Source organism: Achromobacter agilis (genome assembly GCF_900496965.1).
GTDB classification, from domain to species: Bacteria; Pseudomonadota; Gammaproteobacteria; order Burkholderiales; family Burkholderiaceae_B; genus Achromobacter; species Achromobacter agilis.
The window spans coordinates 24400-49729 of record NZ_UFQB01000008.1; the positions used below are offsets into that span (position 1 = coordinate 24400).

Genomic DNA, 25330 nt, shown 5'->3' on the forward strand with positions numbered 1-25330 from the left:
TTTCGGGGGCGTTTTTCATTGGCAGGCCGATCGCGGCGGCCGGCCGGTTCTGCTACTCGGCGGCGCCATCCGCGGCTAGCCCGCCTGCGCCGGAGCGGCCGGCGCCGCAGCCGTGCGCTCGGTCCAGCCGCCGCCCAGCACCTTGTACAGGGTGACCAGATTGGCCAGGCGCGCCAGGCGGGTATCGACCAAGGCCTGCTGCGCGCTGTAGAGCGAACGTTGCGAATCCAGCACGCTCAGGTAGTCGTCGATGCCTTGGCGGAAGCGCTGGTCGGACGCGTCGTAGGCCCGCTGGTTGGCGGCCACCAGCAATTGCTGCGCCTGGATCTGCTCGTCCAGCGTGCCGCGCCCGGCCAAGGCATCGGCCACCTCGCGGAAGCCCGTCTGGATGGACTTCTCGTATTGCGCCACCTGGATGTTCTTCTGCACCTTCGCCAGGTCCAGGCCGGCCAGCAGCGAACCACCGGCGAAGATCGGTACGGTGATCTGGGGCACGAAGCTCCAGGCGCCCGAACCGCCTTCGAACAGGCCGCCCAGGCTGGCGCTGGCCGTGCCGGCCGAGCCGGTCAGGCTGATGGTCGGGAAGAACGCGGCGCGCGCAGCGCCGATATTCGCGTTGGCGCCCTTCAACTGGTGCTCGGCCGCGCGGATGTCCGGGCGCCGCGCCAGCAGGTCCGACGGCAGCCCGGCGGGCAGCGTGGTCGGCAGCATGCCGTCGTCGAGCTTGACCGCGCTGTCCAGCGCCGCCGTCATCTCGGGCGACAGCGGCTGGCCCACCAGCAGCACCAGCGCGTTGCGGTCCTGCGCGGCCTGCCGCGTGTACTGCGACAGGTTGCGCTGCGCGGTCCGCAGCGACACTTCCGCCTGGCTCAGGTCCAGCGACGTGGACAGCCCCTGGTCATAGCTCTGCTGCGTGAGCTTGAAGGAATCCTCCTGGCTCTTGAGCGTGTCGCGCGTGAGGGCCAGGAGTTCCTGGTCGGCGCGCATGGTCAGGTAGGCGTTGGCCACCTCGGCGATGAGCGTAAGCTGGGTCGCCGTACGCGTTTCGTCCAACGCCAGGTAGGACTCCAGCGCCTGTTCGCTCAGGCTGCGGATGCGGCCGAACAGGTCCAGCTCCCAGGCGGACATCGCGGCGCCGACCTGGTAGCTGTGGCTGGTGGTGGCGCGTCCGCTGGCAGACAGGTCCGCCGGCGTGCGCTGGGCGGTTTCCTGGCCCGCGACGCCCACGCTGGGCATCAGATCGGCGCGCTGGATGCGGTACTGCGCACGCGCCGCCTCGACGTTCAGGGCCGCCACGCGCAGGTCGCGGTTGTTCGCCAGCGACTGCTCGATCAACTGTTGCAGCAGCGGATCGCCGAAGAAATCGCGCCAGCCGATATCGGCCGTGGACAGGCCGCCCGGGTCGGCCGGCTGGGCCGCCTTGTAGGCCTCGCCCGCGGGATAGGCCGCGTCGACCGGCGCGTCGGGGCGTTCGTAGGTGGGGGCCAGCGAGCAGCCCGCCAGGGCCGCCGCCAGGGACACAGACAGCAAGGTTCTCATCGGGAATTTCATTGCGATTGTCCTTCCGCGGACACGTCCTGCGAGCCGTTGGCGCTGACGTCGTGCTTGTCGAGGTTTTCGCTCATGCGCTTGACCTTGAACACGCGCAGCATGATCACGAAGAAGGCCGGGACGAAGAAGATGGCCAGGAAGGTGCCGGTCAGCATGCCGCCGATCACGCCCGTGCCGATGGCGTTCTGGCTGCCCGAACCGGCGCCGGACGAGATCGCCAGCGGGGTCACGCCCAGGATGAACGCCAGGGACGTCATCAGGATGGGACGCAGGCGCTGGCGGGCGGCATGGATGGCCGATTCCGTCAGGCTGGCGCCCGCCTCGTAGTGCTCTTTGGCGAATTCCACGATCAGGATCGCGTTCTTGGCCGCCAGGCCGATGGTCGTCAGCAGGCCCACCTGGAAGTACACGTCGTTGGACAGGCCCCGCATCAACGTGGCGAGCAGCGCCCCGATGATACCCAGGGGCACCACCAGCATCACCGCGGACGGGATCGTCCAGCTTTCGTACAACGCGGCCAGGCACAGGAACACCACGATCAGCGAAATGGCGTAGAGCGCCGGCGCCTGGGCGCCGGACAGGCGTTCTTCGAACGACAGTCCCGTCCATTCGAAGCCCACGCCCACCGGCAGCTTGGACGCCAACCGTTCCATTTCCTCCATCGCCGCGCCCGAGCTGTAGCCCGGCGCCGCCTGGCCCTGGATGTTATAGGACGGCACGCCGTTATAGCGGTTCAGCTTCTGCGGGCCGAAGCTCCAGGTGGCCTTGGCGAACGCCGAGAACGGCACCATATCGCCCGCGTTGTTACGCACGTACCACTTGTTCAGGTCTTCCGGCAGCATGCGCGAGGATGCCTCGCCCTGCGCGAACACCTTCTTCACGCGGCCGCGGTCGATGAAGTCGTTGACGTACGACGACCCCCACGCGGTAGCCAGCGTGCTGTTGATGTCCGACACCGCCACGCCCAGCGCGCGCGCCTTTTCGCGGTCGATGTCGAGCTGGTACTGAGGCGCGTCTTCGATACCGTTGGGGCGTACGCCACGCAGGATCGGGCTCTTGGCCGCTTCGCCCAGCAGCTGGTTGCGCGCGGCAAGCAGCTTCTCGTGGCCCACGCCGGCGCGGTCCATCAGCTGGAAATCGAAGCCGGTGACGTTGCCCAGTTCCATCACGGAGGGCGGCGGCACCACGAACAGCTGGGCGCGGCGTTCGGTCTTGGCGAAGTGCGCGTTGGCGCGCCCCGCCACGGCGCCGGCCTTGAGGCGGGCGTCGCCGCGTTCTTCCCAATCGCGCAGCTTGATGAACAGGATGGACGCGTTCTGGCCGCGGCCGCCGAAGTTGAAGCCGTTGACCGCGAACACGGAAGTGACGGCGTCCTTTTCCTCGGTCAGCAGGTACTTGGTGGCGTCGTCGATGACGGCCTTGGTGCTTTCCGCCGTGGCGCCGGCCGGAGTCTGGATCTGGGCGAACAGAATGCCCTGGTCTTCGTCCGGCAGGAAGGCGGTCGGGATGCGGGTGAACATCCAGCCCATGGCGATGACCAGCGCCAGATAGATCACCATCAGACGCTTGCTGCGGTTCAGCCCGCGCGCCACGGTGTTGGCGTAGCCATGGCTGCTGCGATCGAAGGCGCGGTTGAACCAGCCGAAAAAGCCGCGCTTCGCGCCATGGTGGCCCTTGGGGATGGGCTTGAGCAGGGTCGCGCACAAGGCCGGCGTGAACACGATGGCCACGATCACGGACAGCACCATGGAGGACACGATGGTGATCGAGAACTGGCGGTAGATCACGCCCGTGGAGCCGCCGAAGAAGGCCATCGGAATGAACACGGCCGCCAGCACCATGGCGATGCCGATCAGCGCGCCGGTGATCTGCGACATGGACTTGCGGGTGGCCTGCTTGGGTGTCAGGCCCTCCTCCGCCATCACGCGCTCCACGTTTTCGACCACCACGATGGCGTCATCCACCAGCAGGCCGATGGCCAGCACCATGCCGAACATGGTCAAGGTGTTGATGGAGTATCCGAATGCCGCCAGCACCGCGAACGTGCCCAGCAGCACCACCGGCACGGCCAGCGTGGGGATGATGGTGGCGCGGAAGTTCTGCAGGAACAGGTACATCACCAGGAAGACCAGGATGATGGCCTCCACCAGCGTCTTGAACACCTCATGGATCGACAGGCTGACGAACGGCGTCGTGTCGTACGGATAGACGACGTCCATGCCCGGCGGGAAATAGGGCTTGAGGTTGTTGATGGTGTCGCGCACCGCCTGCGCCGTATCCAGCGCGTTGGCGCCCGGCGCCAGCTTGATGGCCAGGCCCGAGGCGGGCTTGCCGTTGTAGAAGCTGTCGATGGCGTAGGTCTGCCCGCCCAGCTCGATGCTGGAGACGTCGCGCAAGCGCACTTGCGAACCGTCGGCGTCGACCTTGAGCAGGATGCTGCCGAAGTCTTCCGGCGTCGACAGACGCGACGGCCCGATGATGGTGGCGTTCAGCTGCTGGCCGCGCACGGACGGCAGGCCGCCCAGCTGCCCGGACGACACCTGCACGTTCTGCTCCTTGATCGCCGTGACCACGTCGACCGTGGTCAAACCGTAATTGACGAGCTTGGCCGGATCCAACCAAATGCGCATCGCGTACTGCGAGCCGAACAGCTGGAAGTCGCCGACGCCCTGCGTGCGGCTGATGGGATCCTGGACGTAGGACGCGACGTAGTCGGCCAGGTCGTCCTTGGTCATCGTGCCATCGGTGGACACGAAGCCCGCCACGATGAGGAAGTTCTTGGTGGCCTTGGTGACGCGGATGCCCTGCTGCTGGACTTCCTGCGGCAGGAGCGGCTGCGCCAGCGACAGCTTGTTCTGCACCTGCACCTGCGCCGTATCGGGGTTGGTGCCCTGGGTGAAGGTCAAGGTGATGGACATGCTGCCGTCGGAGTTGCTTTCCGACGAGATGTACTGCAGGCCGTCCAGGCCATTCATCTGCTGCTCGATCACCTGCACCACGGTGTCCTGCACGGTCTGCGCGGAAGCGCCCGGGTAGGTCACCGCGATGCCGATGGCCGGCGGCGCGATGTTGGGATATTGGGAGACCGGCAGCTTCAGGATGGACAGCGCACCGGCCATCATCAGCACGATTGCGATCACCCAGGCGAAAACCGGCCTATCGATAAAAAACTTTGCCATGCAAGGCTCCCTGACTACTGCTGCTTCGCCGCGGCGGCCGCTTGCGGTTGTTGCGTTTGCGGCGCATTGGCGCTGGCCTCGGAAGCGATCACTTCAACTCCCGGGCGCACCATCTGCACGCCTTCCACGATGACCTTGTCGCCGGCGGCCAGGCCGTCGGTGACCAGCCACTTGTCGCCGACGGTGCGGTCGGTCTTCAGTTCACGCAGTTCGACCTGGTTCTTGGCATTGACCACCAGCGCCGTGGGCAGGCCGCGCTGGTTGCGCGTCACGCCGCGCTGCGGCACCAGCAGGCCGTCGGCGGCCACGCCGTCGGCCAGGCGCGCGCGCACGAACATGCCCGGCAGCAGGCGGCGGTCCGGGTTGGGGAACACCGCGCGCAGCGTGACCGAGCCCGTGCCCTGGTCCACCGTGATTTCCGAGAACTGGAGCTTGCCCTGCTGCGCGTATTGCGAGCCGTCTTCCAGCGTGAGCGTGACGAGCGCGGACTGTTCGCCGTCGGCCTTCTTCAGCTGGCCGCTGGCCAACGCATTCTGCAGGCGCAGCAGCTGGACGCTGGATTGGGTGACGTCGACGTAGATCGGGTCGATCTGCTGCACCGCGGCCAGCGCCGAGGTCTGGTTGGCCGTGACCAGCGCGCCCTCGGTCACCGCCGAGCGGCCGATGATGCCGCCGATGGGCGACAGCACCTTGGTATAGACCAGGTTGATGCGCGCAGTCTCCAGCGCGGCCTTGGCCGACAGCACGTCGGCGGTGGCCTGGTCACGCGAGGCGACCGCGTTATCGTAGGTCTGCTGGCTGACGGCGCGGGTGGCCACTAGCGGCTTGTAGCGCTCGGCCAGCAGCGCAGCGGTTTTCTGCTGCGCCTGCGCGCGCGCCAGCGCGGCCTTCTGGCTGTCGAGGCTGGCCTGGTAGAGCGCGGGATCGATCTGGTAGAGCTGCTGCCCCGCCTTGACCTCGCCGCCTTCGGTGAAGAGCCGCTTCTGGACGATGCCGTTGACCTGCGGCCGCACCTCGGCCACGCGGAACGGCGCGGTCCGGCCCGGCAATTCGGTGGTCAGGGAAACCGGTTGCGCAGTAAGAGTCACGACCGTTACCTGTGGCTTGCCCGCCTGGGGCGCCTCTTGCTTCTTGCCGCAGGCGGCCAACGTGAGTGCCGATGCCGTCAACGTGGCAATTGCCGCGCCGCGCCACATAGCGCTTTTCTTATTCATAGATTGCATTCCCGATTTCCAAAAAAGTACCCATGCCGCACCCGTCGCGCGGGGCCAGCGGCCCCTCTGCAGAGCGGTTTTGCCTTGGGGCGGCTCCGGCGGAAAAAAGCGCCCCCCCCGGACCGAGCGGATGCGGTCCGCGTGAATCGGCCGGGTGGATTTGCCTCGAACACGCAGGCTGGGCTTTGTCGCATTGCTGCATTGCAGAACCCGCATTCTGAGTTATCCCGCCCCAGAAACAAAGGGGCATGTTGAGAAAACATCATTCCATTTATGGGACAATTTCCAAACCCTTGATATGACAGAATTCCGCCATGAAACGCTTGCAAGGCATGGAACTTTTCGTCGAAGTCGCGAAAACGCGCAGCTTCAGCCGCGCCGCGGCGACGCTCGGCGTCCCGAAGTCGACCCTGTCGCGCCAGGTGGCCGAACTGGAGCGATCCGTCGGCCTGCGGCTGCTCAGCCGCACCACGCGCAAGGTCGAACTCACGGACGCCGGCCGCCTGTACTTCGAACGCTGCCAGCACATCGTGGCGGAGGCGCAGATCGCCCATGAAGAACTGCAGAAGCTGGTGGATACGCCCGCCGGACCGCTGCGGGTGAACATGCCGGCGGATTTCGGCACGGATTTCCTGGCTGAATCGTTCATGGAATTTTCCCGCCGCTACCCCGACGTCACCTTTTTCCTGGATCTGGCCAATCCGGACCACGCGTCGCGCGTGTTCCAGACCTGCGATATTTCCATCGAGATCGGCGAACTGCCCGACTCGACACAGATTGCGAGGCTGCTGGGCATGCTGCCCGCCCATCTGTACGCCTCGCGCGACTACCTCGAGAAACACGGCGAACCCCGGCACCCCAGCGACTTGACCCGGCACGAGTGCATAGAGTTCCGCGCGGAAGGCGCCGGACGCGTCACCCGCTGGCCATTGACCAATGGCAGCCAGCACATCGAATTCACGCCAGGGAACCGCTTTTCCGTCAACGGCGTCGCCATGGCCCGGCGCCTGGCCATGCTCGGCGCGGGTATTGCGGTGCTCGTGGGCGGCCAGATGGCCGAACAGCAATCAGGCCAATTGCAGCGGGTGCTGCCGGACTGGCAGTTGGGGCCGTTCCCGGTCTACGCGGTCACGGAGACGCGGCTTCTCCCCGCCAAGACCCGGATCTTCATCGAATTCCTGATGGAGCGCCTGGGCAGCAGCGGGCAGGCGAAGGATACTCCCGCTTTCATGACATAGCCCCGAATCGGAAACAGACTGAAAAAACTCGCGCTCACCGGCAACTGATGTCGGGAAAATCGATCAATCGGGGCTGGGAAAACCTTCAGAAACGCTCGTCTTCGCGCAGGTAGCGCCATTGCCCCAGCGGCAGGTCGCCCAGCGACACCCGCCCGATGCGCACGCGCTTCAGGCCCACCACTTTCAGGCCGACCAGTTCGCACATGCGGCGGATCTGGCGTTTCTTGCCTTCGCGCAGCACGAAGCGCAGCTGGTCGTTGTTCTGCCAGCGCACCTGCGCCGGCTTGAGCGCCTTGCCATCCAGCGACAGGCCGTGGTTCAGGAGCGCCAGCCCGTTTTCGGACAGGCCGCCCTGCACCCGCACCAGGTACTCCTTGTCCACGCTGGAATCTTCACCGATCAGGTGTTTGGCGATGCGGCCGTCCTGCGTCAGCACCAGCAGCCCTTGCGAATCGATGTCCAGGCGGCCGGCGACCGCCAGCCCGTCCAGGTGCCCGCGCTCGAAGCGCCGCGGCTCGCGGTCGCCCGCGTAGCGCGAGCGGGCATCGATCAAGGCGACGGCGGGCGTATAGCCCTTCTCGGCCTGGCCCGACACATAGCCCACCGGCTTGTTGATCAGGATGGTGACGCGCGAGGTCTGGCGGGCCTGTGCGGCGCGTTCCAGCGTAATGGCCTGATCGGGGAACGCCCGGGCGCCCAATTCGGACACCACGACGCCGTCCACGCGGACCCAGCCGCGTTCAATATAGGCGTCGGCCTCGCGGCGCGAACACAGCCCACGCTCGGACATGAGCTTGGAGATACGTACTTTTTCCATGGGCGGTATTGTATGCGGACGCGTGTAACGGACGCGTGTACCGGACGCGGCTGCGGCAATGCGCCGCAGGGCGGGCGCCCGCGGCGCGCAGCGCTCTTGGCATAATACGCAGCCATGACTAGCCAAGCAGTACTTCCCCCTCCCCTCGCTCCGGGCTGGCTGGCGGCCGCCCCGCCCTTGTTGCCCCCCGCCATGCGACATTGGCTGTTCCGTCCCGGCGCGCTGACCGCCGGCCTGCGCCAGGTGGGCCACGTCCGCCTGCGCGTGCTGGCCGAATACTCCGACGGCGCGCCGCCGGACGAGGCGCGCGCCATGCGCATTGCCCCCGGCAGCCCGGTCTGGGTGCGCGAAGTATTGATGTCGGTCGACGGCGTGGACAGCGTGCCGGCCCGCAGCCTCACGCCGCTCACGGCATCGCACGGCGCCTGGCAGGGCATGCGGCGCCTGTCGACGCGGCCGCTGGCGGACATGCTCTACCACGACCGCACAGTCATCCGCTCGCCCTTCGCCTGCCGCCGCCTGGCTTCGCCGGTGCCCTTCCATGCGACGGCCTTGCAGGCGCTGCACGCCGGGCGCCAGGATCCCGAAGCGGTCCGCGTCTGGGCGCGCCGTTCGGTGTTCTGGCGCATGGGCCAGCCGCTGCTCGTGGCCGAATGCTTCCTGCCCGGCTTCTGGAACCTGACCGCCGGCCGGGCGGCGCCTCCGCTGCAACCCCACCAGCGCACGCCGGGCGCGCGCTAGTTTTTTCCGTCTCGCCTTTACACGCGCCTGTTGGCGCGCGCATAGTTTCCAATAACGGAAACTATTGGAAAGGCAATGGAAACCTCGCAGCGCCCGCTCGATCTGCTGTTCACCGCCCTGGCCGACCCCAACCGGCGAGCCATGGTGGAACAGCTCAGCCGGGGCCCCGCCACCGTCAAGCAACTGGCCGAACCGGCCGGGTTGAGGCTGCCTTCGGCGGTCAAGCACCTGCAGCTGCTGGAACACGGGGGCATCGTCATGTCGGAAAAGGCCGGGCGCAGCCGGACCTACCGCATGCGGCCCGGCGCTTTCCGCCAGATCGACGATTGGGTGCGCCAACGGGAGGCCGCGATGGAGGCGGCCTTCGACCGCCTCGTGCTGGCCATGCACGATATCCCTCCTGAGGACGACACACTATGACCCTCCCTGCCATCGAACACGCCACGTTCGTCATCGAACGCGAGCTACCCGCCAGCCCGCGGGACGCTTTCCGCTTTTGGTCGGAACCCCGGCTGAAGGAGCGCTGGATCGTTTGCCACCCCGACTGGACGGTGCAGGAAGAACACTTCGACTTCCGTGTCGGCGGAACGGAACTCAAACGCTGGCGCACCTCCGAAGGCGCGGAGCAGACCTACCGGGCGGCCTATCTCGACATCGTGCCCGGGCAACGCCTCATCTGCGCCTACGAAATGAGTGCGGGCGGGCAACGCATATCGGCCTCGCTGGTCACGGTGGAGTTCGTGCCCGCAGGCGCGGGCACCCTGTTGCGCTTCACCGAGCAGGTTGCCCTGCTGGACGGCAGCGGCGTGCAAGGGCGGCGGATCGGCACGGAAACCGGCCTGGACCGCCTGGCCGAGATAGTCCAGGCCGGCGTGGCCGAACTGCATTGACGGCTGCGGGCCGCGCGCGGGCGCCCTCGCCGGGACGCCTGCGCCTTATCCCTCGTAGGCCTTGCCGCGCGCCAGCAGTTCCGGCGTGCCGATAACCTCGTTCAGCCCGTCGAAGTCCAGCATCCCGTCGCGCCACGGCGCCGTGGTGCCGTGGCGGCGCAGGCTGGCGTAGTAGCCCTGCAAGGTGTGGGCCACGGCGCGCGCAGTGCCACCCGGAAAGATGACGATGCGGAATCCCAGGGCGGTCAGGGCCTCGGCGCTTTGCACCGGCGTCTTGCCGCCTTCCACCATATTGGCCAGGAGCGGCACGCGCCGCGCATAGCGGTCGCAGGCCGCCTGCATCTGCGCGGGCGTGCGCAGCGCCTCGATGAAGAGCGCATCCGCGCCGGCTTCCAGGTACTGGTCGGCGCGGTCCAGCGCGGCCTCCAGCCCTTCCACCGCAACGGCGTCCGTGCGCGCCAGGATCAGCGTCGACGCGTGCACGCGCGCGTCCACCGCCGCCCGCAGCTTGCCGCACATTTCGGCCGCCGGGATCACCGTCTTGCCGTCCAGGTGGCCGCAGCGCTTGGGGAAGGTCTGGTCCTCCAGCTGGATCATGGCCGCGCCCGCGCGCTCGAAGCCGCGCACCGTGCGCTGCGTGTTCAGCGCATTGCCGAAACCGGTGTCGGCATCCACGATGACCGGCGCCGACACGCGTTCGGTGATGCGGGCCAGCGCGTCTTCGACTTCGGTATAGGTGGTCAGGCCGATGTCCGAGCGGCCCAGCCGCGTATAGGCGATCGACGCCCCGGACAGATAGAGCGCGCCGAAACCGGCCTGCTCGGCGATCAAGGCCGACAGGGCGTCATAGATGCCCGGCGCCAGCACGGCGCCGGCCGCGAGTTGCGCTTTCAGATTCTGGTTCTGCATGGTTGATTTCCTGAGTCCTGGACGAGCTCGCGTTTCAGCAATGCCGCCGCGGTGGCCGCGGCGATATGTCCGCCCGCCACCGCGCTGAGCAGGCCATTGCCGGACAGGTAGCCCGACACGTCGTTGCCCGACACGCCGCGGGCGGCGCCGCCCGCCGCCAGCAGGTTCGGCAAGGCCAGGCCGGCGCGGTCCAGGACGCGGCATTGCGCGTCGATGTCCAGCCCGCCCTGGGTATGGAACAGCGCCCCTGTCACCTTGACGGCGTGGTACGGCGCCTGCAGCGCGCGCTCGAAGCGCCGGCCGTCCACGCCCAGCCCGCCGGGACGGACATCCGCCAGGGTCCGGCCCAGCGTGTCGGCGCCACAACCGATCAGCGCGGCCAGCGCAGGCAGGTCGGCGCAGGTCTTCAGCGCCTGGCCGGCCTCGGCCTGGACGAAGTCGGGAAACCCCCGCGCCAGCGCCAGCGTGCGGCTGTCGAATACGTTCCAGGCCACGCCGCCCGGCTGGGCGAGCACGTGGACGGCGGCTTCGGAATAGCCGCGGGTCTCGTCGTGGAAGCGGCGCCCTTCGCGGTTGATCTGCACCCCGCCATCCATCATGACTGCCCAGGAGACCAACGCGCCCTGCGGCGTGGCCCAGGAGCCGTGGCCCTGGTAGCCGCCCAGGTCGGCCAGGCGCGCGCCCAGTTGCCTGCCCCACTCGATAGCGCTGCCGTCGTTACCGGCATGGCCGCCATAGACGGCATCGCGCATGGCGGGCAGATGCTCGCCCACCATCGCCGCGTTGCCGCCAAAGCCATTGCAGGCCAGGATCAGCACATCGCAGCCGATCACGTCCATCGAGCCGTCCGGCCGCTCGCAACCCACGGCCGAAATGCGGCCGTCCTCGTCCGCCCAGATCCGGCGCGCCAGCGCGCGGGTCAGCAGATACGCGCCGGCTCCCGTGGCCGCGCGCTCCAGCGCGGCGACCAGCGCCGCGCCGGTGCGCTCGGGCAAGGTATGCATGCGGCGGGCGGTGTGGCCGGGATAGAGAAACCCGTCCAGCACTTCGAAGGCCAGGCCATGGCGCGCCAGATTGTCCAGGGCGGCGGCCGCCGCGCCGGTATAGGCGGCAACCAGGTGCGGCGCGGCCGTGCCATGGGCCTTGGCCTGAATGTCGGCGGCAAAGCGCGCCGCGTCGTCCTCGATGCCGGCGGCGAGTTGCGCCGCCGATCCCGCCGCCGGAATGAAGCCGGACGACAAAGCGGTGGAGCCGCTGGGCACGGCATCGCGTTCAATCAGCACGGTCTCGATGCCGGCATCGGCCAGACGCAATGCCGCCGTCAGCCCGCAGGCCCCCGCGCCGATGATCGCCACGGGCACGTGCATCGCATCCGCGCCGGGCGCGGCGCCGCGCAGAACGGCGGGCGAACTCATTTGGCCAGCCTGCCCAGGAACTCCTGGCACGTCAGCACGTCGGCCACCGTGCGCAGATCCGCCAGGGCGGCATCGTGCATGGCGGGCGTGGGCGCGGCGCAACCGTCGGCCAGTACCGACACGTGATAATCGCGCATATGGGCATCGCGCGCCGTGCTGGCCACGCCGCCATTGGTGACGATGCCGGCGACCACCACGTTGGCGATCCCGGCGCGGCGCAGCACCCAGTCGAGCTGCGTGTTGAAGAAAGCCGAATACGCGACCTTCCAGACGGACACGTCGACCAGCCCGTCCAGTTCCGCCACGTTGGCCTGCCCGGCCGAGCCCGCCGCGAAATCGCCCTTCCGCAGGAACGGACGCAATTGCCTCAGGTGCGGCGAGATCATCGGTTCGCCATGCGCGTCCGGCCACAGCGTGAATTGGCTGGCCGCGACAAAGCCGCCTTGCGCCTTGAGCGCGCGCGCCACCGGCGCCACCCGCGCCGGCAACGCGCGCGCCTGCGGGCTGACGGCACCGCCGCGATCATAGGCGCCGCCAGGCGCGAGAAAATCGTTTTGCAGGTCGATGACGACCAGCGCGGTGCTGCGGGGATCGAAGGAAGACATCATCCGCTCCTAGGAAGCCTGGCGGGCAATCAGCAGATTGCCCAGGAAATCGACGCTGCCGGAGAAGCCCGGCTCGATCCAGATGGTGGTGTCCGGCTGCTCCAGGATGGCCGGCCCGGCCACCTCCGCGCCCACCGGCAGGTCCAGGCGCGCGTAGCGCACCGCGTCGCGCCACTGGCCGGCGTGGAACACCGGCTGCGTGCCCAGCGCCGCCGGCATGGTTTGGCCGGTCGGCGCCAGCAGCGTCAGGTCGAACTTGGGCCGCTGGCCGATGCGCGCATAGCGCAGGTTCAAGATCCGCACGGGAATGCCGGTCAGGCTGCGGCCGAAGGCCGCGAGGTAGGCGCGGTCGAAGGCGGCGGCGATGCCGGCGCGGTCGAGCTCGCCGCGGCCGACCTCGACCCGCACAGTGTGGCTCTGCCCCACGTACAGCATGTCCAGCTCGATGCTCTCGCGTATGCCCTCGAAGGCCACGCCGGCGGAATCCAGCCGCTCCTGGCAGGCCAGCGCCAGGCCGTCAATGCGGGCCAGCAGGTCCGTCGCGTCCAGGGCGTCCAGCGCGACGTTCAGAGTCTGCACGCCGTCGTGGCGCATGTCCGCCATGACGCAGCCCAGCGCCGAGGTCACGCCGGGATAGCGCGGCACGATGCCGCGGACGGCATCCACCTCGTTCATCATGGCGCAGACGTGCAGCGCGCCGCCGCCGCCGAACGGCATGTAGGCGAACTTGCGCGGATCGTGGCCGCGCTCGATGGACACGACGCGGATCGCGCCCGCCATCTTGGCGTTGGCCACGGTGAGTATCGCTTCCGCCGCGGCGTATGCGTCCAGGCCCAACGGCCCGGCGACGTGCTCCTCGATCGCGGCGCGCGCCAGTTCCACGTCCATCGTGGCCAGCAGGCCGCCGCCCAGCGGGCGCTCGGCCGCGATGCGGCCCAGCAGCACATTGGCATCGGTGACGGTGGGCCGAGTGTTGCCCCGGCCGTAGCAGGCCGGCCCCGGCACGCTGCCGGCGGACTCGGGCCCCACCTGCAGCAGGCCGCCAGCGTCCACGCTGGCAATCGAGCCGCCGCCGGCGCCGATGGTTTCGATCTGGATCATGGGCGCGCGCACCACCATGCCGAAATCGATGGCGGTCTGCGCCGACAGCGAGGCTTCGCCGCCCGCCACCAGCGACACGTCGAACGAGGTGCCGCCCATGTCGCCGCTGACCACATCCGGAAAGCCTGCCGCGCGCGCGATGGCGGCGCAGGCGATCACCCCCGCCGCGGGACCGGAGAGCGCCGTGCGCACCGGCACGTCGCAAGCCGTCTGGCGTGACATCACGCCGCCATTGCTCTGCACCACCAGCAATTCGCCGTCGAAGCCATTGGCGTTCAAGTCGGATTCCAGCCGCGTCAGGTAGCTGCCCACCACCGGCTGCAGCGCCGCGTTGAGCGCCGCCGTGGAGCAGCGTTCGAACTCGCGGATTTCCGGAAGCACCTCGGTAGCGGCGGTGACATTGCCATTGGGCCAGACCGCGCGCACGCGCGCCGCCGCCTGGGCCTCGTTGGCCGGATTGGCGTAGGCGTTGACGAAGAACAGGCAGACGGCCTCGCAACCCTGCGCCAGGAGCTCGCGGGCCGCCGATTCCACCTGGTCCAGGTCCACGGGCGTATGCAGGGTGCCGTCCGCCAGCACTCGCTCATTGACTTCCAGGCGCAGGTCGCGCGGCACCACCGGTTCGTAATTGCCGCGCAGGCCCCAGGTCTGGGGCCGGTCGCGCCGCCGCATTTCCAGTACGTCGCGAAAGCCCGCCGTGGTGATGATGCCGGTGCGCGCCACCTTGCGTTCCAGCAGCGCATTGGTGCCCACCGTCGTGCCATGCACGATGGTGGCGATGGCGTCGGCGCCGTCGGCCACGCGGGCGATGCCGTTCATGAAGCCGCGCGCTTCCTCGCCGCGCGTGGAAGGCACTTTCACCACGCTTGCGGTGCCCGCCGCCTCGTCCAGCACGAAAATATCCGTGAACGTTCCGCCCACGTCCACGCCCACCACCAAGCCTTGTCCCGCGCTCATGCCGCCTGCTCCTTCAGAATTGCGCTCACGTATCCCATTTTGCGGTCGTGCTCCCGCGCCGCCGCCGGCCGCGCTGCCGGTTCGCCGTAGCCGCCTCCCCCCGGCGTCTCCAGCCGCACCCGGTCGCCGCGCCGCAGCTGGATGCCCAGCATCTTGGAGCGCATCGGCGGCACGAGCCATTCGCCGCCCTGCTGGTAGCGGAACACGTTCAACGCCGCATCGCCGCCGCCGGCGATGCCTTTGGGCGCGCTGCGGCCGCGTTCGCCGAAGATGAACGCCTCGGCGCTGTCTTCCAGCAATTCGATTTCATAGATGGCGCCCAGGCCGCCGCGATGCGCGCCGTCGCCCGCCGAATCGGGGCGCAGGGCCCATTGCGTGAAGCGCACGGGATACGCCGCTTCCAGGATTTCCAGCGGCGGGATCGTGGCCGTGGAAATCGGCGCGTTGCCGTGGCTGAGCCCGTCGCCGTCCGAATGGCCGCCGTGGCCGCCGCCGAAGAAACTGAACATGACCCAGCGCTGGCCGCGCCGGGCGGCGTCGCTGCGGTAGCCGGCGATCGACAGCGCGTTGATCGTGCCGTAGGCCTGCCCCATCGCGCGCGCCGGCTCGGCCTGGGCCATGGCGCAGAAGATCACGTCGATCATGCGCAGGATGGTCTCGGTGTAGCCGCCCACCGGGCGCGGGCGGTCCGCCGAAATGAGCAGGCCGTCCGGCAGCACTACCTCCACGGCGTCCAGCACGCCGGCGTTGGCCGGCACATCCGGGAACAGGTGCTTCAGCGCCACGTAGCAGGCGGCGATGGCCGTGGCGCGGGAAATATTGACCGGGCCGGCGCAGGCCGGCGAGGTGCCGTTGAAGTCCAGCACCAACCGCTCGCCCTCAATCTTGAGCTTGAGCGCAATGCGCAGCGGCTCGTCGCGCACGCCATCGTTGTCCAGGATGTCTTCGAAGGCGTAATCGCCGTCGGGCAGGCGCGCGATGTGATCGCGCATCAGGCGGCGCGCCCGCTCGCGCAGCGTGTCCAGGGATTCCAGCACCGTGGCGTCGCCGTATTCGTCCAGCAGGCCATCCAACCGGCCGGCGCCCAGTTCCAGCGCCGCCAACTGGCCGTTCAGGTCGCCCCACAGGCTGTCGGGCAGGCGCGTGTTGGCCTTCAGGATGGCCAGCACGTCCAGGTCCAGCACGCCGGCCCGCACGATGCGCACCGGCGGGATCTGCACGGCTTCCTGCCAGCATTCGGTGGCCGCGGGGTTGTAGTTGCCCGGCACCGCGCCGCCCACGTCGTGCCAGTGGGCCGCCGACGCCAGGAAGCAGAACAGCGCGCCGCCGCGGAACACCGGCCGGACCAGCTTGAAATCGTTGGCGTGGGTGCCGCCCTCGTACGGATCGTTGAACAGCCAGACGTCGCCGTCGACCATCCCGCCGCGCTCGGCGGCCGCCTTGGCCGCGGCCTTGACCGCGAAGGCCATCGCGCCCACGAATACCGGCAGCCCGGACTTGCCCTGCACCAGCGTCGCGCCGGTGGCCGCGTCGTACATGCCATGGCAGGCGTCATGGGCTTCGGCGATGATGGGGTTGAATGCGCTGCGGTACAGCGTGGCGTCCATCTCGTCGGCAATCTGTTCCAGGCGGCCCTTCAGGACAGCGAGTGTGACCGGATCTAGCATGGGGTTCTTCCTAATGGGATTTGCGCTGTTTCAGCACGTTCAACAGTCCGCCGGCCTGCACCATTTCCAGCAGGAAGCCAGGCACGGCATCGCAATGCAGTTCAGCGGGTTCGCCCTGGACGCGGCCGATGCGCCCGGCGGCGGGATCCAGCGTGATGCGCTCGCCCTCGGCCAGGGTCTCGGCCTGGGCGCAGGTCAGCAGCAGCAGGCCCACGTTGAACGCATTGCGGAAATACAGGCCATTGAAGGACGGCGCAACCACCGCGGCGATGCCCAGGCGCACCAGGGCGGCCGCGGCCTGCTCGCGCGACGAGCCGATGCCGAAGTTCGGCCCGGCCACCAGCACGTCGCCCGGCCGCGCCTGCGCGGCGAACTCCGGCCGCACCCGCTGCAGGCAATGTCGCGCGATCTCATCGATGCCGAACTTCATGTAGGCGCCCGGCGCCAGCGCGTCGGTATCGATATCCGCGCCCACGCGCCAGACGCGGTGCGTCGTCGATGGATCGGTCATGCCATGAACTCCCGGGGATCGGCGATGCGGCCGGCGACGGCCGACGCCGCCACCGTATAGGGCGAGGCCAGGTAGACCTGAGCGGTCTCGGACCCCATGCGCCCCTTGAAATTCCGCGCGGTCGTGGAAATGACGCTGGCCCCATCGGGGATCGATCCGCCGTAGCCCGCGCAGGCGCCGCAAGTCGTGGGCAGCACGTCGGCGCCCGCGGCGATCAGCGTCTGCATGATCCCCTCGCGCTCGGCCTGCTGCTGATCCTGCCGGCTGGCGGGCGCCACCATCAGGCGCATGCCGGCGGAAAGCCGCCGTCCGCGCAGCACGCTGGCCGCGGCGCGCAGGTCTTCCAGCTTGGCGCCGGTACAGGCGCCGATGTACGCGACCTGCACCGGCACGCCGCGGTACTCGTCCACGCCGCACGCGTTGGCCGGGCTGTGCGGCGCGGCGACCTGGGGCGCCAGCGCCGCGGCGTCGAAATCGTGCCATTCCGCCGGGGCGCCTTCGTCGCTGCGCCAGCGCGCCAGATCGAGCGCAGCGGTGACGCCCGCCTCCCGCAGGTAGGCTTCCGTGGTGTCGTCCGGCGCGATCAGCCCCACCTGCGAACCAAGCTCGGCGCTCATGTTCGACAGGGTCATGCGCTCCTGCATGGACAGCGCGCGCACGGCTTCGCCGCAGAATTCCACGGCCTGGTAGCGGCCGCCGTTCATGCCGTAGCGGCCGATCATGCGCAGCATCATGTCCTTGGCGGTCACACCGGCGGGCAGCCGGCCGCTCCAGCGCATCATCAGCGTCTGCGGCACCTTCACCCAGATCTTTCCGGTGACGGCCACACCCAGCATTTCAGTGCTGCCGATTCCGAACATGTACGCGCCGAACGCGCCGCCGGTGGGCGAATGCGAATCCCCGCCCACGCAGAACATGCCCGGGCGGATGTGCCCATGCTGCGGCACGACCACGTGGCAGATGCCGACCGAGTCATACACGTTGGGCAGTTGTTGCCCCGCCGCCCAATCACGGGCAATGCGCACGATGCGGCGCGATTCGTCGTCGGATTCCGGCACGTAATGGTCGATCACCAGCACCACCTTGGACGGGTCCCACAGCGCGGCGCCCAGTTCCTGCAGCATGGGCTGCAGGCGGCGCGGACCGCTGGAGTCGTGGAACATCGCCAGGTCCACCTGGCAGGTGACGATCTCGCCCTCGGCGACCGCGTCGCGGCCGCAGGCCGCCGCGATCAACTTCTGGGCCAGCGTTTGAGGCTCGGCCATGGCTACATCCCGAGATAGGCCCGGCGCACGTCGTCGCTGGCCATCAGTTCCGAGCAGGCGCCGCTATAGCGCACCGCCCCGTTTTCCAGTACGTAGGCCCGCTGCCCCGTCTCCAGCGACTGGCCCACGTTCTGCTCGACCAGCAGGATCGCCAGCCCGTCGCCGTGCAGCCGCTGAATCAGGCCGAACAGTTCTTCGACCATCAGCGGCGACAGGCCCAGCGAGGGCTCGTCCAGGATCAGCAGGCGCGGCTCGGCCATCAGGCCCCGTCCGATGGCCAGCATCTGCTGCTCGCCCCCGGACATGGTGCCCGCCAACTGCGCCAGGCGCTCCCGCAGGCGCGGGAAGATGGACAGCACTTTCTCCAGGTTGGACGCCCGGCGTTCGCGCGCGCGGGTGAACGAGCCCAGTTCCAGGTTTTCGCGCACGCTCAAGTTCGGAAACACGCGGCGGCCCTCCGGCACCTGGATCAGGCCCGCCTGGACCACTTCCCGGTAATGGCGGCCGGTCAGGTCGCGCCCGTCGAAGCGGACCGATCCGCCCCAAGGCTTGCACAGCCCGCACACCGTATTGTTCAACGTGGATTTTCCGGCGCCGTTGCTGCCCAGCAGCACCACGATCTCGCCGTCGTTGACTCGCAGGTCCACGCCGCGCAGCACTTCCATGCGTCCGTAGCCGGCCCGCAGGCCCTTAACTTCCAACAGTGCGCTCATTTGGTCGCCTTCGTGCTTTGCACTCCGGTATTCGCCCTTGGGGCGGCCCGGCGCGCTCATGCCCGCGCTCCCTGCGCGGCCAGCCTGGCCGCCGCGCCCTGGCCCAGGTAGGCCTCGACCACCGCTGGGTCGCGCGTGACTTCGCCTGGCGTGCCAGATGCGATGAGCCGGCCCTGGGCCAGCACCCACACATGCTCGGCCAGGCTCATCACCGCGCGCATCACGTGTTCGATCATCAGCACGGTGACACCGTCGTCCACCAGCCGCTTCACCACGGGAATCATCTCGTCGATCTCGCTGGGGTTCAGCCCCGCCAGCACCTCGTCGAGCAGCAACAGGCGCGGCTGCGTGGCCAGCGCGCGCGCCAGTTCGAGCCGCTTGCGCCCGGCCACCGTCAGGTCGGCCGCCGGCCGGTCCAGCTGGGATTGCAGGTTGACGCGCGCCGCGACCGCTTCGGCCGCGGCCAGCGCCTCGCGCCGGTTGCCCAGGCGCAGGTGCGCGCCCACGGCGATGTTCTGCCGCACCGTCTGCGCGCCGAAGGGCTGCACGATCTGGAACGTGCGGGTGAGGCCCAGCCGGGCCGATTCATGCGGCGGACGGCCGGTGATATCGCTGCCCGCGAAATGCACGGAGCCGGTTCCGGGCTTGAGGAAGCCCGACAGCAGGCCGAACAGTGTGGTCTTGCCCGCGCCATTCGGGCCGACCAGGGCGGTCAGCGACCCCTGGGGCACATCGAGGCTGACATCCTGGACCGCTTTCAGGCCGCCGAAGGTAATGGAAAGGTTGCGCGCTTGCAGCAGGATCTCAGGCACGGGCCCGCTCCTTGACGCCGACCAGCCGGCCCAGCGATTGGCCGCAGCCGGTGATGCCGCGCGGCAGGAACATGACGATCACGATGAGGATCGTGCCATAGATGACCATGCTGATGCCCGGCAGTTCGCCGAACAGGTTGCGGGTCACGTCGCTCAGGGCATGCAGGGCCACCGCGCCCAGCACCGGCCCCCACAAGGTGCCCAGTCCGCCCACGATGGCGCCCACCAGGGCCTCCACCGAGACGGCCGGACCGAACGCGATGCCCGGGTCGATGTACTGGAATACCTGCACGTAGAAAGCGCCCGCCGCGCTCATGAACGCCGCCGACAGCGCGATGCCGCCCAGCTTGACGCGCAGCGGATTCACGCCGATGGCGCGCGCCGCGTCCTCGTTGTCGCGCACCGCCTGCAGGTAGGCGCCGAACCGCGAGTGGCGCAGCCAGGCGGTGACGGCGAGCGCCAGCAGCACGAAGGCGAGCAGCAGATAGATGTAGCCGCGGCGTGAACCGAACTGCATATTGGCCGCGCCTTCCTGCAACGGCACCATGAGCCCGACGCCGCCCCCGGTGAACGAGGCCGACAGCGCCAGGATGCGGAACACCTCGGCGAACGCCAGCGTCACCAGCGCGAAGTAGGAGCCCTTCAGGCCGTAGCGGAAGGTCAGCCCGCCGACGGCGAGGCCGGCCAGCGCGCCCAGCGCGATGCCCAGAGGCAGGACCAGCCACGGGTTCAGGCCCAGGTTCAGTTGGCCCAGCGCCTGGGCATAGGCGCCCACGCCGAAGAACAGCGCATGGCCGAAGGACAATTGCCCGCCATAGCCGCCCAGGATGTTCCAGGCCTGCGACAGCAGGGCCGCGTATAGCGACATCATCACGAAGGTCAGCGTCACGCCTGACTGCGTCAGCGACGCCACGGCCGCCAGCGCCACGCCGAACAACGCAATTGCGAAAAGATCCCTGCCCATGCTCAGCTCCTCGCCCCGAACAGCCCCTGCGGGCGAAACAGCAGCACCGCGATGAAGATCGCGAAAATGCCCATCTGGCCCAGCGAGTCGCCCAGGAACAGGCCTCCGATGGACTCCACCACGCCGATCAGCAGGCCGCCCGCGAGCGCCCCGGCGAAACTGCCCATGCCGCCCAGCACCACGATGGTGAACGCCACCAGCACGAAGCCGCCGCCGACCTGCGGATTCACGTAATACGCGGGCAGCAGGAAGCACGCCGCCGCGCCCAGGCAGGCCATGCCGATGCCGAACGACAGCGCGTAGACTTTCTCCACGTCGATGCCCATCAGCCTGGCGCCCTGCTTTTCCTTGGCCACCGCGCGGATGGCGCGGCCCAGGTCCGTGCTGCGGATGATCCAGAACAGCACCGCCGCCACCGCCAGCGCGCCGCAAAAGGCGATGACCTTGGGCAAGGCGATCATGGCCGGGCCGATCTCCACCGTGGACAGCGTGTAGGCGGTGTCGATGGTGCGCGTGTCCGACTTGAACCACACCAGCGCCAGGTTTTCCAGCACGATGGCCAGGCCCAGCGTCACCAGCAGGATGTTCTCGTCCTTGCCGTGGCTGGCGCGGTTGATCACGAAGCGCTGCAAGGCATAGCCCAGCGCGAACATCCCGGCCACCACCAGCGGCAGGGCCGCATAGGGATCGATGCCCAGCCGCTCCTTCAGCAGATACACGGCATACAGCGCAACCATCAACGCGGCCCCGTGGGCGAAGTTGATGATGTGCAGCACGCCGTAGATCAGCGTCAGCCCCAGGGCGATCAGCGCGTACACCGCGCCCGTGGTCAGGCCGTTGAGCACCGAGGAAAAGAGGATGGCCGGGTCCAGCATGCTCAGGCCTTCAGCGGGAAGATGGGGTCCGCCTGGCGGTAGTCCGCCGGGATGACCACCTTGATGTCGCCGCCGATCACCTGCGTCAGCAACGGCTGCGCGCCGGTGTTCTGGCCGTTCACGAACTTGGTCGGCCCGTAGGGCATGATGTTGTCCGAGAACGTGCTGGACGCCAGCGCGTCGATGATGGCGGCGCGGTCGGCGGACTTGGCGCGCTCCAGCGCGTCCGCCAGCAGCAGCACCGCGGTGTACGTCATGAACACTTCGTAGCTGAAGTAGGCGCCCTTCTCCTCGACGCGCGCCTTCAGCGGAGCGACGCGCGCGTCCTTGGGATTGAACCAGTGGTTGCAGTCAATGATGCCGTTGGCGATGTCGGGGAATTCCTTCAGGAACTTGTAGCTGGACGCCGCGCCCCCGAGCACCGAGTAGATCGCCTTGGGCTGCACCTTCTGCTGCTTCATCGCGCGCAGCAGCAAGGCGTACTCGTTGTAGTAGTTGGCCGGAATGACAATGTCCGGGTTGAGGGACTTCATGCGCAGCACGATGTTGTTGAAGTCGCGGGTGGGGTTCGGGTGCTTGACCACGTCCTTCACCTCGAATCCATGCTGCGGCAGCGACTTGGACAGCAGCGCGGCCGTGCCCGTGCCGAACAGCGAGTCCTCGTGCACGATCATCACCGTCTTGGCCGGCTTGCCCGCGGCGTCGTTCAACGCGGCCAGGTCGGTGATCGCCCGTTCGCTACAGGCGCGATAGCCCGGCCCGAAACGGAAGGTGTTCTTCAGGCCCCGTTCGACGATCTGGTCGGCCACGCCCACGTCCACCACGTGCGGCAGGTTGTACTTGGCCGCGGTCTGCGTCGTGGCCAGGCAGATCGCCGAGGCGTAGGCGCCGACGATCGCCGACACGCCGGCTTCGTTCATCTTCTCGACTTCCGCCGACCCCGCTTCGGGCCGCGATTGCGCGTCGCCGAGCACGGCCTCCAACGGCGCCCCGCCCAGCGACTTGATGCCGCCCGCCTTATTGATGTCCTCGACCGCCAGCAAGGCGCCCAATCGGCACTGCTGGCCCGAGTAGGCGAGCGCGCCCGTCACCGGATGCAGGATCCCGACCTTCACGGGCTTGGCGCCCTGGGAGCGGGCCACCCACGGCGCCGACACCAGGGCGGCCGCGGCGGCGGATTGATATAGGAAAGTGCGGCGCGAATTCATGGGCGATCTCCGGAGGGTTCAATGGAATTGGGCCGACAGCTCTTCGCTGACCCAGACCTTGGCGTCGATGCTGCCGACGCGTGACAGCTGCAACTGGTATTGATAGCGGTCGGGCCGGTAGAGGCCCTGCAGAAGCTGCACGGGCCGGTCGTCCACGTCGCGCACGAGCCGCGTCACGGCCAGCAGCGCCGATCCCACGGCCACGTCGAGGTGGCGAGCGACCTGCGCGTCGGCCAGCCGCGCCGAGATGGTCTGCGTGGCGCCGCCGAACTCCACGCCGGCGGCTTCCAGCAGCATCAGCAGAGGCTCGCGTTCAAGGTCCTCGCGCGTGAAGTCGGCGACGGACTGCGGCACGTAGGTCGTGATGTGGGACAGCGGGCCGGCCTCGGTGCTGCGCACCCGCAGGCTCTTGTGCAACGGCGCCCCCACGGGAATGCCGAGCGCCTCGGCCACGGCGGGCGGCGCCGACACCAGCGCGCTGTCGAGCACGCGCACCGAGGTGCGCAGGCCCATGTTGACAATGTTCTCCAGCAGCCCGGTCAGGTGCGCCTTCTGCTGCGGATTGGGCTTGGGCTGGCCGGCGGGCGCGGCGGGCGCGCGCAAGGGCCAGGTGCCCAGCCCGGGCCGGCGCGACACCAGCCCGTCGGCCACCAGCATCTCCATCGCCTTGCGGATGGTGATGCGGGCCACGTCGAACTGCCCGGCCAGCGCGTGCTCTCCCGGAACGCCTTCCTGGTCGAAGCGCCCTTCCTGCAACTGTTCGCGCAGGATGAGATAGATCTGGTGGTACTTCGGAAGCGGTAGTGAGGTTCCCATGCAGGGAACTCTAGGGGTGTCCTAATGTACCGTCAATGGAACAAATGGCCCTGCGGGTTGTTCTATCGGGAAAACACTGAGGGTGCGGATTCGATGCGGTTGCGCCCGAGCTGCTTGGCGTTGTAGAGGGCCCGGTCGCTGCGGATGAGCGCCAGTTCGGCATCCGCGTCCAGCGTGTGCATGGTGGAAATCCCGATGCTGACCGTCAGGGGTATGTGGCGCCCGTCCGAGGAAAACGGCGTATCGGCGATGCGTTGCTGCACCCGCGTCGCGAAGGCGCGCGCGCGTTCCAGATCGGTGTCCGGCAGCACCACGGCGAACTCCTCGCCGCCGATGCGTCCCACCAGATCGACCGCGCGCAGCTGCGCCCGCAGCGTATTGGCGAAATGCTGGAGCACGCCGTCGCCGATCGCGTGGCCCCAGGTGTCGTTGATGTGCTTGAAATGGTCCAGGTCGCACATCAGCACCGCGGCGCAATCGCTGCCGTGCCGCTTGATCCGCGCCAGCTCCGCCTCGATGCGCGACATGAAATGGCGGCGGTTGGGCAAGGTGGTGAGGGCGTCGGTGGCGGCCAGTTCGCGCAATTCGAAATCCGCGCGCTTGCGATCCGTGATGTCGGTCACGAAGCCGTGCCAGACCACGGACCCGTCGGGTCCCTTGCGCGGGGTGGCGTCGCCCTGGCGCCAGCGCAGGCCCTGCCGGGGCAGGCAGACGCGGAACTCCAGGTGCCAGGGCGTCTGGGCCGCGGCGGCGGCCTGCAGCGAGGTGTGGTAACTGACGAGATCGTCGGGGTGGACACGCTGCTCGATCGCCGCGGCGCTGTCCTGGACATCGTTGGGCGTCAGTTCGAACATGTCCCAGATGCCCGCGCTGACGTAGAGGAACCGCGACCCGCCTTCGGGCCGCTGCCCGCACTGGAACACCATGCCGGGCACTGCGTCGGTGAGGTTGACCAGCAGGTCGGCCGTGCGCTGCAGCCGCTCCGACATCGCGCGCATGGCGCTGATGTCGGTGGTGGTGCCCATCATGCGCAGCGCGTTGCCCGCCTCATCGCGGCTGACGACCTTGCCGCGGCTGCATATCCATTTGTAGGAGCCGTCCTTGCAGAGGATCCGGTGCTCGACCTCGTAGTTTTCGGTCTTACCCTCGAAGTGCGCCTGCATGGCCGATCGGACGTATTCCGCGTCGTCGGGATGCAGGCGCTTGTAGGCGTCTTCGATGCGGTTGGAGATCTCGAATTCTCCATAACCCAGCAGCGCCTTCCAGCCCACCGAATAGGTGATTTCGCCGGTGACGACATTGCGGTCCCAGACGCCGGTGCCGCTGCCGGCGATTGCCATCGACAGGTTGCGGGCCTCGTTGCGCCAGCTGTCTTCGGCCGCCCGGTCGGCCGCCAGCGCCCGGCGCTTTTCCACCGCCGCGGCCGCCAGCCCGGCGAAATCCTCCAGGGCGCGCCGGTCGTCTTCGCTGAAACCCCGCGCCTGCCCGTGCAGCAGCCGGAAAGTGCCCAGCTGCCTGCCGTCGCTGCCGCGCAGCGGGCATTCGGCCGTAAAAGGGAGCGTTCCAGGCGCGGCGCCCGCGGCGGGCGGCGCGCCGGCGCGGGCTTGCCACACGCCGTCGGCGTCGCTGCAGGCCACCAGCACCATATCCACGCCGAACTGACGCCTGGCCAGACGGGCCAGCCTGTCCAGAGGGCCGTCGGGCTCAGCCTGAGCCCCGCCCGCGCCCTTGGTGGGCGCAGGAGCAGGTGCGGATGGAAAATCACCTGTAGCGGACATTTCTGGCCTGATCAGCGCTGGATTCATCGACACGGCGAGGCTACCCGCCGTGAATGACATTTTGTCACGTTACGCACCAAAATGGCATCATTTTGAACGATATG

22 protein-coding genes are annotated in these 25330 nt (G+C 68.5%); 4 read left to right on the forward strand and 18 right to left on the reverse strand.

All coding sequences use genetic code 11. The annotated features are described in order from the left end of the window. Positions 1–75 precede the first annotated feature (75 nt). Genes adeC through AGI3411_RS11605 form a run of 3 tightly spaced genes read right to left on the reverse strand, consistent with a single transcriptional unit; the run spans position 76 to position 5944 of the window. Entirely contained in the window at positions 76–1551 is a 1476-nt protein-coding gene (adeC, locus tag AGI3411_RS11595; RefSeq protein WP_129527524.1) for an AdeC/AdeK/OprM family multidrug efflux complex outer membrane factor, read from the reverse strand. Next, complete coding sequence (locus AGI3411_RS11600) at positions 1548–4730, reverse strand: efflux RND transporter permease subunit (RefSeq protein WP_129527525.1); 3183 nt, start codon at positions 4728–4730, stop codon at positions 1548–1550. Before AGI3411_RS11600 ends, adeC begins: the two co-directional genes overlap by 4 nt. Before the next feature lie 14 nt (positions 4731–4744). After that, positions 4745–5944 carry an efflux RND transporter periplasmic adaptor subunit gene (locus AGI3411_RS11605; protein ID WP_425265341.1) on the reverse strand — a complete coding sequence of 400 codons (1200 nt, stop codon included), beginning with the start codon at positions 5942–5944 and terminating at the stop codon, positions 4745–4747. Between the two features lie 332 nt (positions 5945–6276). On the opposite strand from AGI3411_RS11605, the gene AGI3411_RS11610 reads away from it, so the two are divergent. Further along, positions 6277–7182, forward strand: coding sequence for a LysR family transcriptional regulator (locus AGI3411_RS11610; protein WP_129527691.1), 906 nt, complete (start codon positions 6277–6279; stop codon positions 7180–7182). Positions 7183–7267: 85 nt separating this feature from the next. Here the strand turns inward: AGI3411_RS11610 and AGI3411_RS11615 are convergent, their stop codons facing one another. Continuing rightward, on the reverse strand, positions 7268–7999 hold the full coding sequence (locus tag AGI3411_RS11615) for a pseudouridine synthase (RefSeq protein WP_129527526.1): 732 nt from the start codon (positions 7997–7999) through the stop codon (positions 7268–7270). A 114-nt stretch (positions 8000–8113) separates the two neighbouring features. Between AGI3411_RS11615 and AGI3411_RS11620 the strand changes: the two genes are divergently transcribed. From AGI3411_RS11620 to AGI3411_RS11630, 3 genes are all read left to right on the forward strand, one after another. Further along, positions 8114–8740 carry a chorismate--pyruvate lyase family protein gene (locus tag AGI3411_RS11620; protein WP_129527527.1) on the forward strand — a complete coding sequence of 209 codons (627 nt, stop codon included), beginning with the start codon at positions 8114–8116 and terminating at the stop codon, positions 8738–8740. 75 nt (positions 8741–8815) lie between these two features. After that, positions 8816–9160, forward strand: coding sequence for an ArsR/SmtB family transcription factor (locus AGI3411_RS11625; protein ID WP_129527528.1), 345 nt, complete (start codon positions 8816–8818; stop codon positions 9158–9160). After that, positions 9157–9630: an SRPBCC family protein gene (locus AGI3411_RS11630; RefSeq protein ID WP_129527529.1), complete on the forward strand. Its 474-nt coding sequence runs from the start codon at positions 9157–9159 to the stop codon at positions 9628–9630. The genes AGI3411_RS11625 and AGI3411_RS11630 overlap by 4 nt, the downstream gene beginning before the upstream one ends. Positions 9631–9675: 45 nt before the next feature. Here the strand turns inward: AGI3411_RS11630 and AGI3411_RS11635 are convergent, their stop codons facing one another. The 14 genes from AGI3411_RS11635 to AGI3411_RS11700 all read right to left on the reverse strand — a co-directional run bounded on the left by AGI3411_RS11635 (position 9676) and on the right by AGI3411_RS11700 (position 25226). Beyond that, positions 9676–10539: an isocitrate lyase/PEP mutase family protein gene (locus AGI3411_RS11635; RefSeq protein WP_129527530.1), complete on the reverse strand. Its 864-nt coding sequence runs from the start codon at positions 10537–10539 to the stop codon at positions 9676–9678. Continuing rightward, positions 10521–11954, reverse strand: a complete 1434-nt coding sequence (locus AGI3411_RS11640) for an FAD-dependent oxidoreductase (RefSeq protein ID WP_129527531.1) — start codon at positions 11952–11954, stop codon at positions 10521–10523. Before AGI3411_RS11640 ends, AGI3411_RS11635 begins: the two co-directional genes overlap by 19 nt. Next, positions 11951–12559, reverse strand: coding sequence for a cysteine hydrolase family protein (locus AGI3411_RS11645; protein ID WP_208748067.1), 609 nt, complete (start codon positions 12557–12559; stop codon positions 11951–11953). Before AGI3411_RS11645 ends, AGI3411_RS11640 begins: the two co-directional genes overlap by 4 nt. Before the next feature lie 9 nt (positions 12560–12568). Continuing rightward, positions 12569–14617 (reverse strand): hydantoinase/oxoprolinase family protein, encoded by a 2049-nt coding sequence (locus AGI3411_RS11650; RefSeq protein WP_129527533.1) that lies wholly within the window; start codon positions 14615–14617, stop codon positions 12569–12571. Continuing rightward, on the reverse strand, positions 14614–16284 hold the full coding sequence (locus tag AGI3411_RS11655; RefSeq protein WP_129527534.1) for a hydantoinase B/oxoprolinase family protein: 1671 nt from the start codon (positions 16282–16284) through the stop codon (positions 14614–14616). Before AGI3411_RS11655 ends, AGI3411_RS11650 begins: the two co-directional genes overlap by 4 nt. Positions 16285–16294: 10 nt before the next feature. Then, positions 16295–16795: a LeuD/DmdB family oxidoreductase small subunit gene (locus AGI3411_RS11660; protein ID WP_129527535.1), complete on the reverse strand. Its 501-nt coding sequence runs from the start codon at positions 16793–16795 to the stop codon at positions 16295–16297. Beyond that, positions 16792–18060 carry a 3-isopropylmalate dehydratase large subunit gene (locus AGI3411_RS11665; RefSeq protein WP_129527536.1) on the reverse strand — a complete coding sequence of 423 codons (1269 nt, stop codon included), beginning with the start codon at positions 18058–18060 and terminating at the stop codon, positions 16792–16794. The genes AGI3411_RS11660 and AGI3411_RS11665 overlap by 4 nt, the downstream gene beginning before the upstream one ends. 2 nt (positions 18061–18062) lie before the next feature. Then, a complete protein-coding gene (locus tag AGI3411_RS11670) occupies positions 18063–18773 on the reverse strand; it encodes an ABC transporter ATP-binding protein (protein WP_129527537.1) in 711 nt (236 codons plus the stop codon). Between the two features lie 56 nt (positions 18774–18829). Then, positions 18830–19585, reverse strand: coding sequence for an ABC transporter ATP-binding protein (locus AGI3411_RS11675; RefSeq protein WP_129527538.1), 756 nt, complete (start codon positions 19583–19585; stop codon positions 18830–18832). Beyond that, positions 19578–20549, reverse strand: a complete 972-nt coding sequence (locus tag AGI3411_RS11680; RefSeq protein WP_129527539.1) for a branched-chain amino acid ABC transporter permease — start codon at positions 20547–20549, stop codon at positions 19578–19580. The genes AGI3411_RS11675 and AGI3411_RS11680 overlap by 8 nt, the downstream gene beginning before the upstream one ends. 2 nt (positions 20550–20551) lie before the next feature. Next, on the reverse strand, positions 20552–21424 hold the full coding sequence (locus AGI3411_RS11685; RefSeq protein ID WP_129527540.1) for a branched-chain amino acid ABC transporter permease: 873 nt from the start codon (positions 21422–21424) through the stop codon (positions 20552–20554). 2 nt (positions 21425–21426) lie between these two features. Next, positions 21427–22632 (reverse strand): ABC transporter substrate-binding protein, encoded by a 1206-nt coding sequence (locus tag AGI3411_RS11690; protein WP_129527541.1) that lies wholly within the window; start codon positions 22630–22632, stop codon positions 21427–21429. 18 nt (positions 22633–22650) lie between these two features. Beyond that, a complete protein-coding gene (locus AGI3411_RS11695; RefSeq protein WP_129527542.1) occupies positions 22651–23448 on the reverse strand; it encodes a GntR family transcriptional regulator in 798 nt (265 codons plus the stop codon). Positions 23449–23510: 62 nt separating this feature from the next. After that, positions 23511–25226: a sensor domain-containing diguanylate cyclase gene (locus tag AGI3411_RS11700; protein ID WP_129527543.1), complete on the reverse strand. Its 1716-nt coding sequence runs from the start codon at positions 25224–25226 to the stop codon at positions 23511–23513. Positions 25227–25330: the final 104 nt, after the last annotated feature.

Bases quoted from the DNA above. Each gene is read 5' to 3' on its own strand.
- AGI3411_RS11690 (WP_129527541.1), bottom strand. From the start codon at position 22,632: ATGAATTCGCGCCGCACTTTCCTATATCAATCCGCCGCCGCGGCCGCC.
- AGI3411_RS11650 (WP_129527533.1), bottom strand. From the start codon at position 14,617: ATGAGCGCGGGACAAGGCTTGGTGGTGGGCGTGGACGTGGGCGGAACG.
- AGI3411_RS11680 (WP_129527539.1), bottom strand. From the start codon at position 20,549: ATGGGCAGGGATCTTTTCGCAATTGCGTTGTTCGGCGTGGCGCTGGCG.
- AGI3411_RS11685 (WP_129527540.1), bottom strand. From the start codon at position 21,424: ATGCTGGACCCGGCCATCCTCTTTTCCTCGGTGCTCAACGGCCTGACC.
- AGI3411_RS11695 (WP_129527542.1), bottom strand. From the start codon at position 23,448: ATGGGAACCTCACTACCGCTTCCGAAGTACCACCAGATCTATCTCATC.
- AGI3411_RS11640 (WP_129527531.1), bottom strand. From the start codon at position 11,954: ATGAGTTCGCCCGCCGTTCTGCGCGGCGCCGCGCCCGGCGCGGATGCG.
- AGI3411_RS11670 (WP_129527537.1), bottom strand. From the start codon at position 18,773: ATGAGCGCACTGTTGGAAGTTAAGGGCCTGCGGGCCGGCTACGGACGC.
- adeC (WP_129527524.1), bottom strand. From the start codon at position 1,551: ATGAAATTCCCGATGAGAACCTTGCTGTCTGTGTCCCTGGCGGCGGCC.
- AGI3411_RS11600 (WP_129527525.1), bottom strand. From the start codon at position 4,730: ATGGCAAAGTTTTTTATCGATAGGCCGGTTTTCGCCTGGGTGATCGCA.
- AGI3411_RS11645 (WP_208748067.1), bottom strand. From the start codon at position 12,559: ATGTCTTCCTTCGATCCCCGCAGCACCGCGCTGGTCGTCATCGACCTG.
- AGI3411_RS11620 (WP_129527527.1), top strand. From the start codon at position 8,114: ATGACTAGCCAAGCAGTACTTCCCCCTCCCCTCGCTCCGGGCTGGCTG.
- AGI3411_RS11635 (WP_129527530.1), bottom strand. From the start codon at position 10,539: ATGCAGAACCAGAATCTGAAAGCGCAACTCGCGGCCGGCGCCGTGCTG.
- AGI3411_RS11665 (WP_129527536.1), bottom strand. From the start codon at position 18,060: ATGGCCGAGCCTCAAACGCTGGCCCAGAAGTTGATCGCGGCGGCCTGC.
- AGI3411_RS11700 (WP_129527543.1), bottom strand. From the start codon at position 25,226: ATGTCCGCTACAGGTGATTTTCCATCCGCACCTGCTCCTGCGCCCACC.
- AGI3411_RS11660 (WP_129527535.1), bottom strand. From the start codon at position 16,795: ATGACCGATCCATCGACGACGCACCGCGTCTGGCGCGTGGGCGCGGAT.
- AGI3411_RS11610 (WP_129527691.1), top strand. From the start codon at position 6,277: ATGGAACTTTTCGTCGAAGTCGCGAAAACGCGCAGCTTCAGCCGCGCC.
- AGI3411_RS11625 (WP_129527528.1), top strand. From the start codon at position 8,816: ATGGAAACCTCGCAGCGCCCGCTCGATCTGCTGTTCACCGCCCTGGCC.
- AGI3411_RS11615 (WP_129527526.1), bottom strand. From the start codon at position 7,999: ATGGAAAAAGTACGTATCTCCAAGCTCATGTCCGAGCGTGGGCTGTGT.
- AGI3411_RS11655 (WP_129527534.1), bottom strand. From the start codon at position 16,284: ATGCTAGATCCGGTCACACTCGCTGTCCTGAAGGGCCGCCTGGAACAG.
- AGI3411_RS11605 (WP_425265341.1), bottom strand. From the start codon at position 5,944: ATGAATAAGAAAAGCGCTATGTGGCGCGGCGCGGCAATTGCCACGTTG.
- AGI3411_RS11630 (WP_129527529.1), top strand. From the start codon at position 9,157: ATGACCCTCCCTGCCATCGAACACGCCACGTTCGTCATCGAACGCGAG.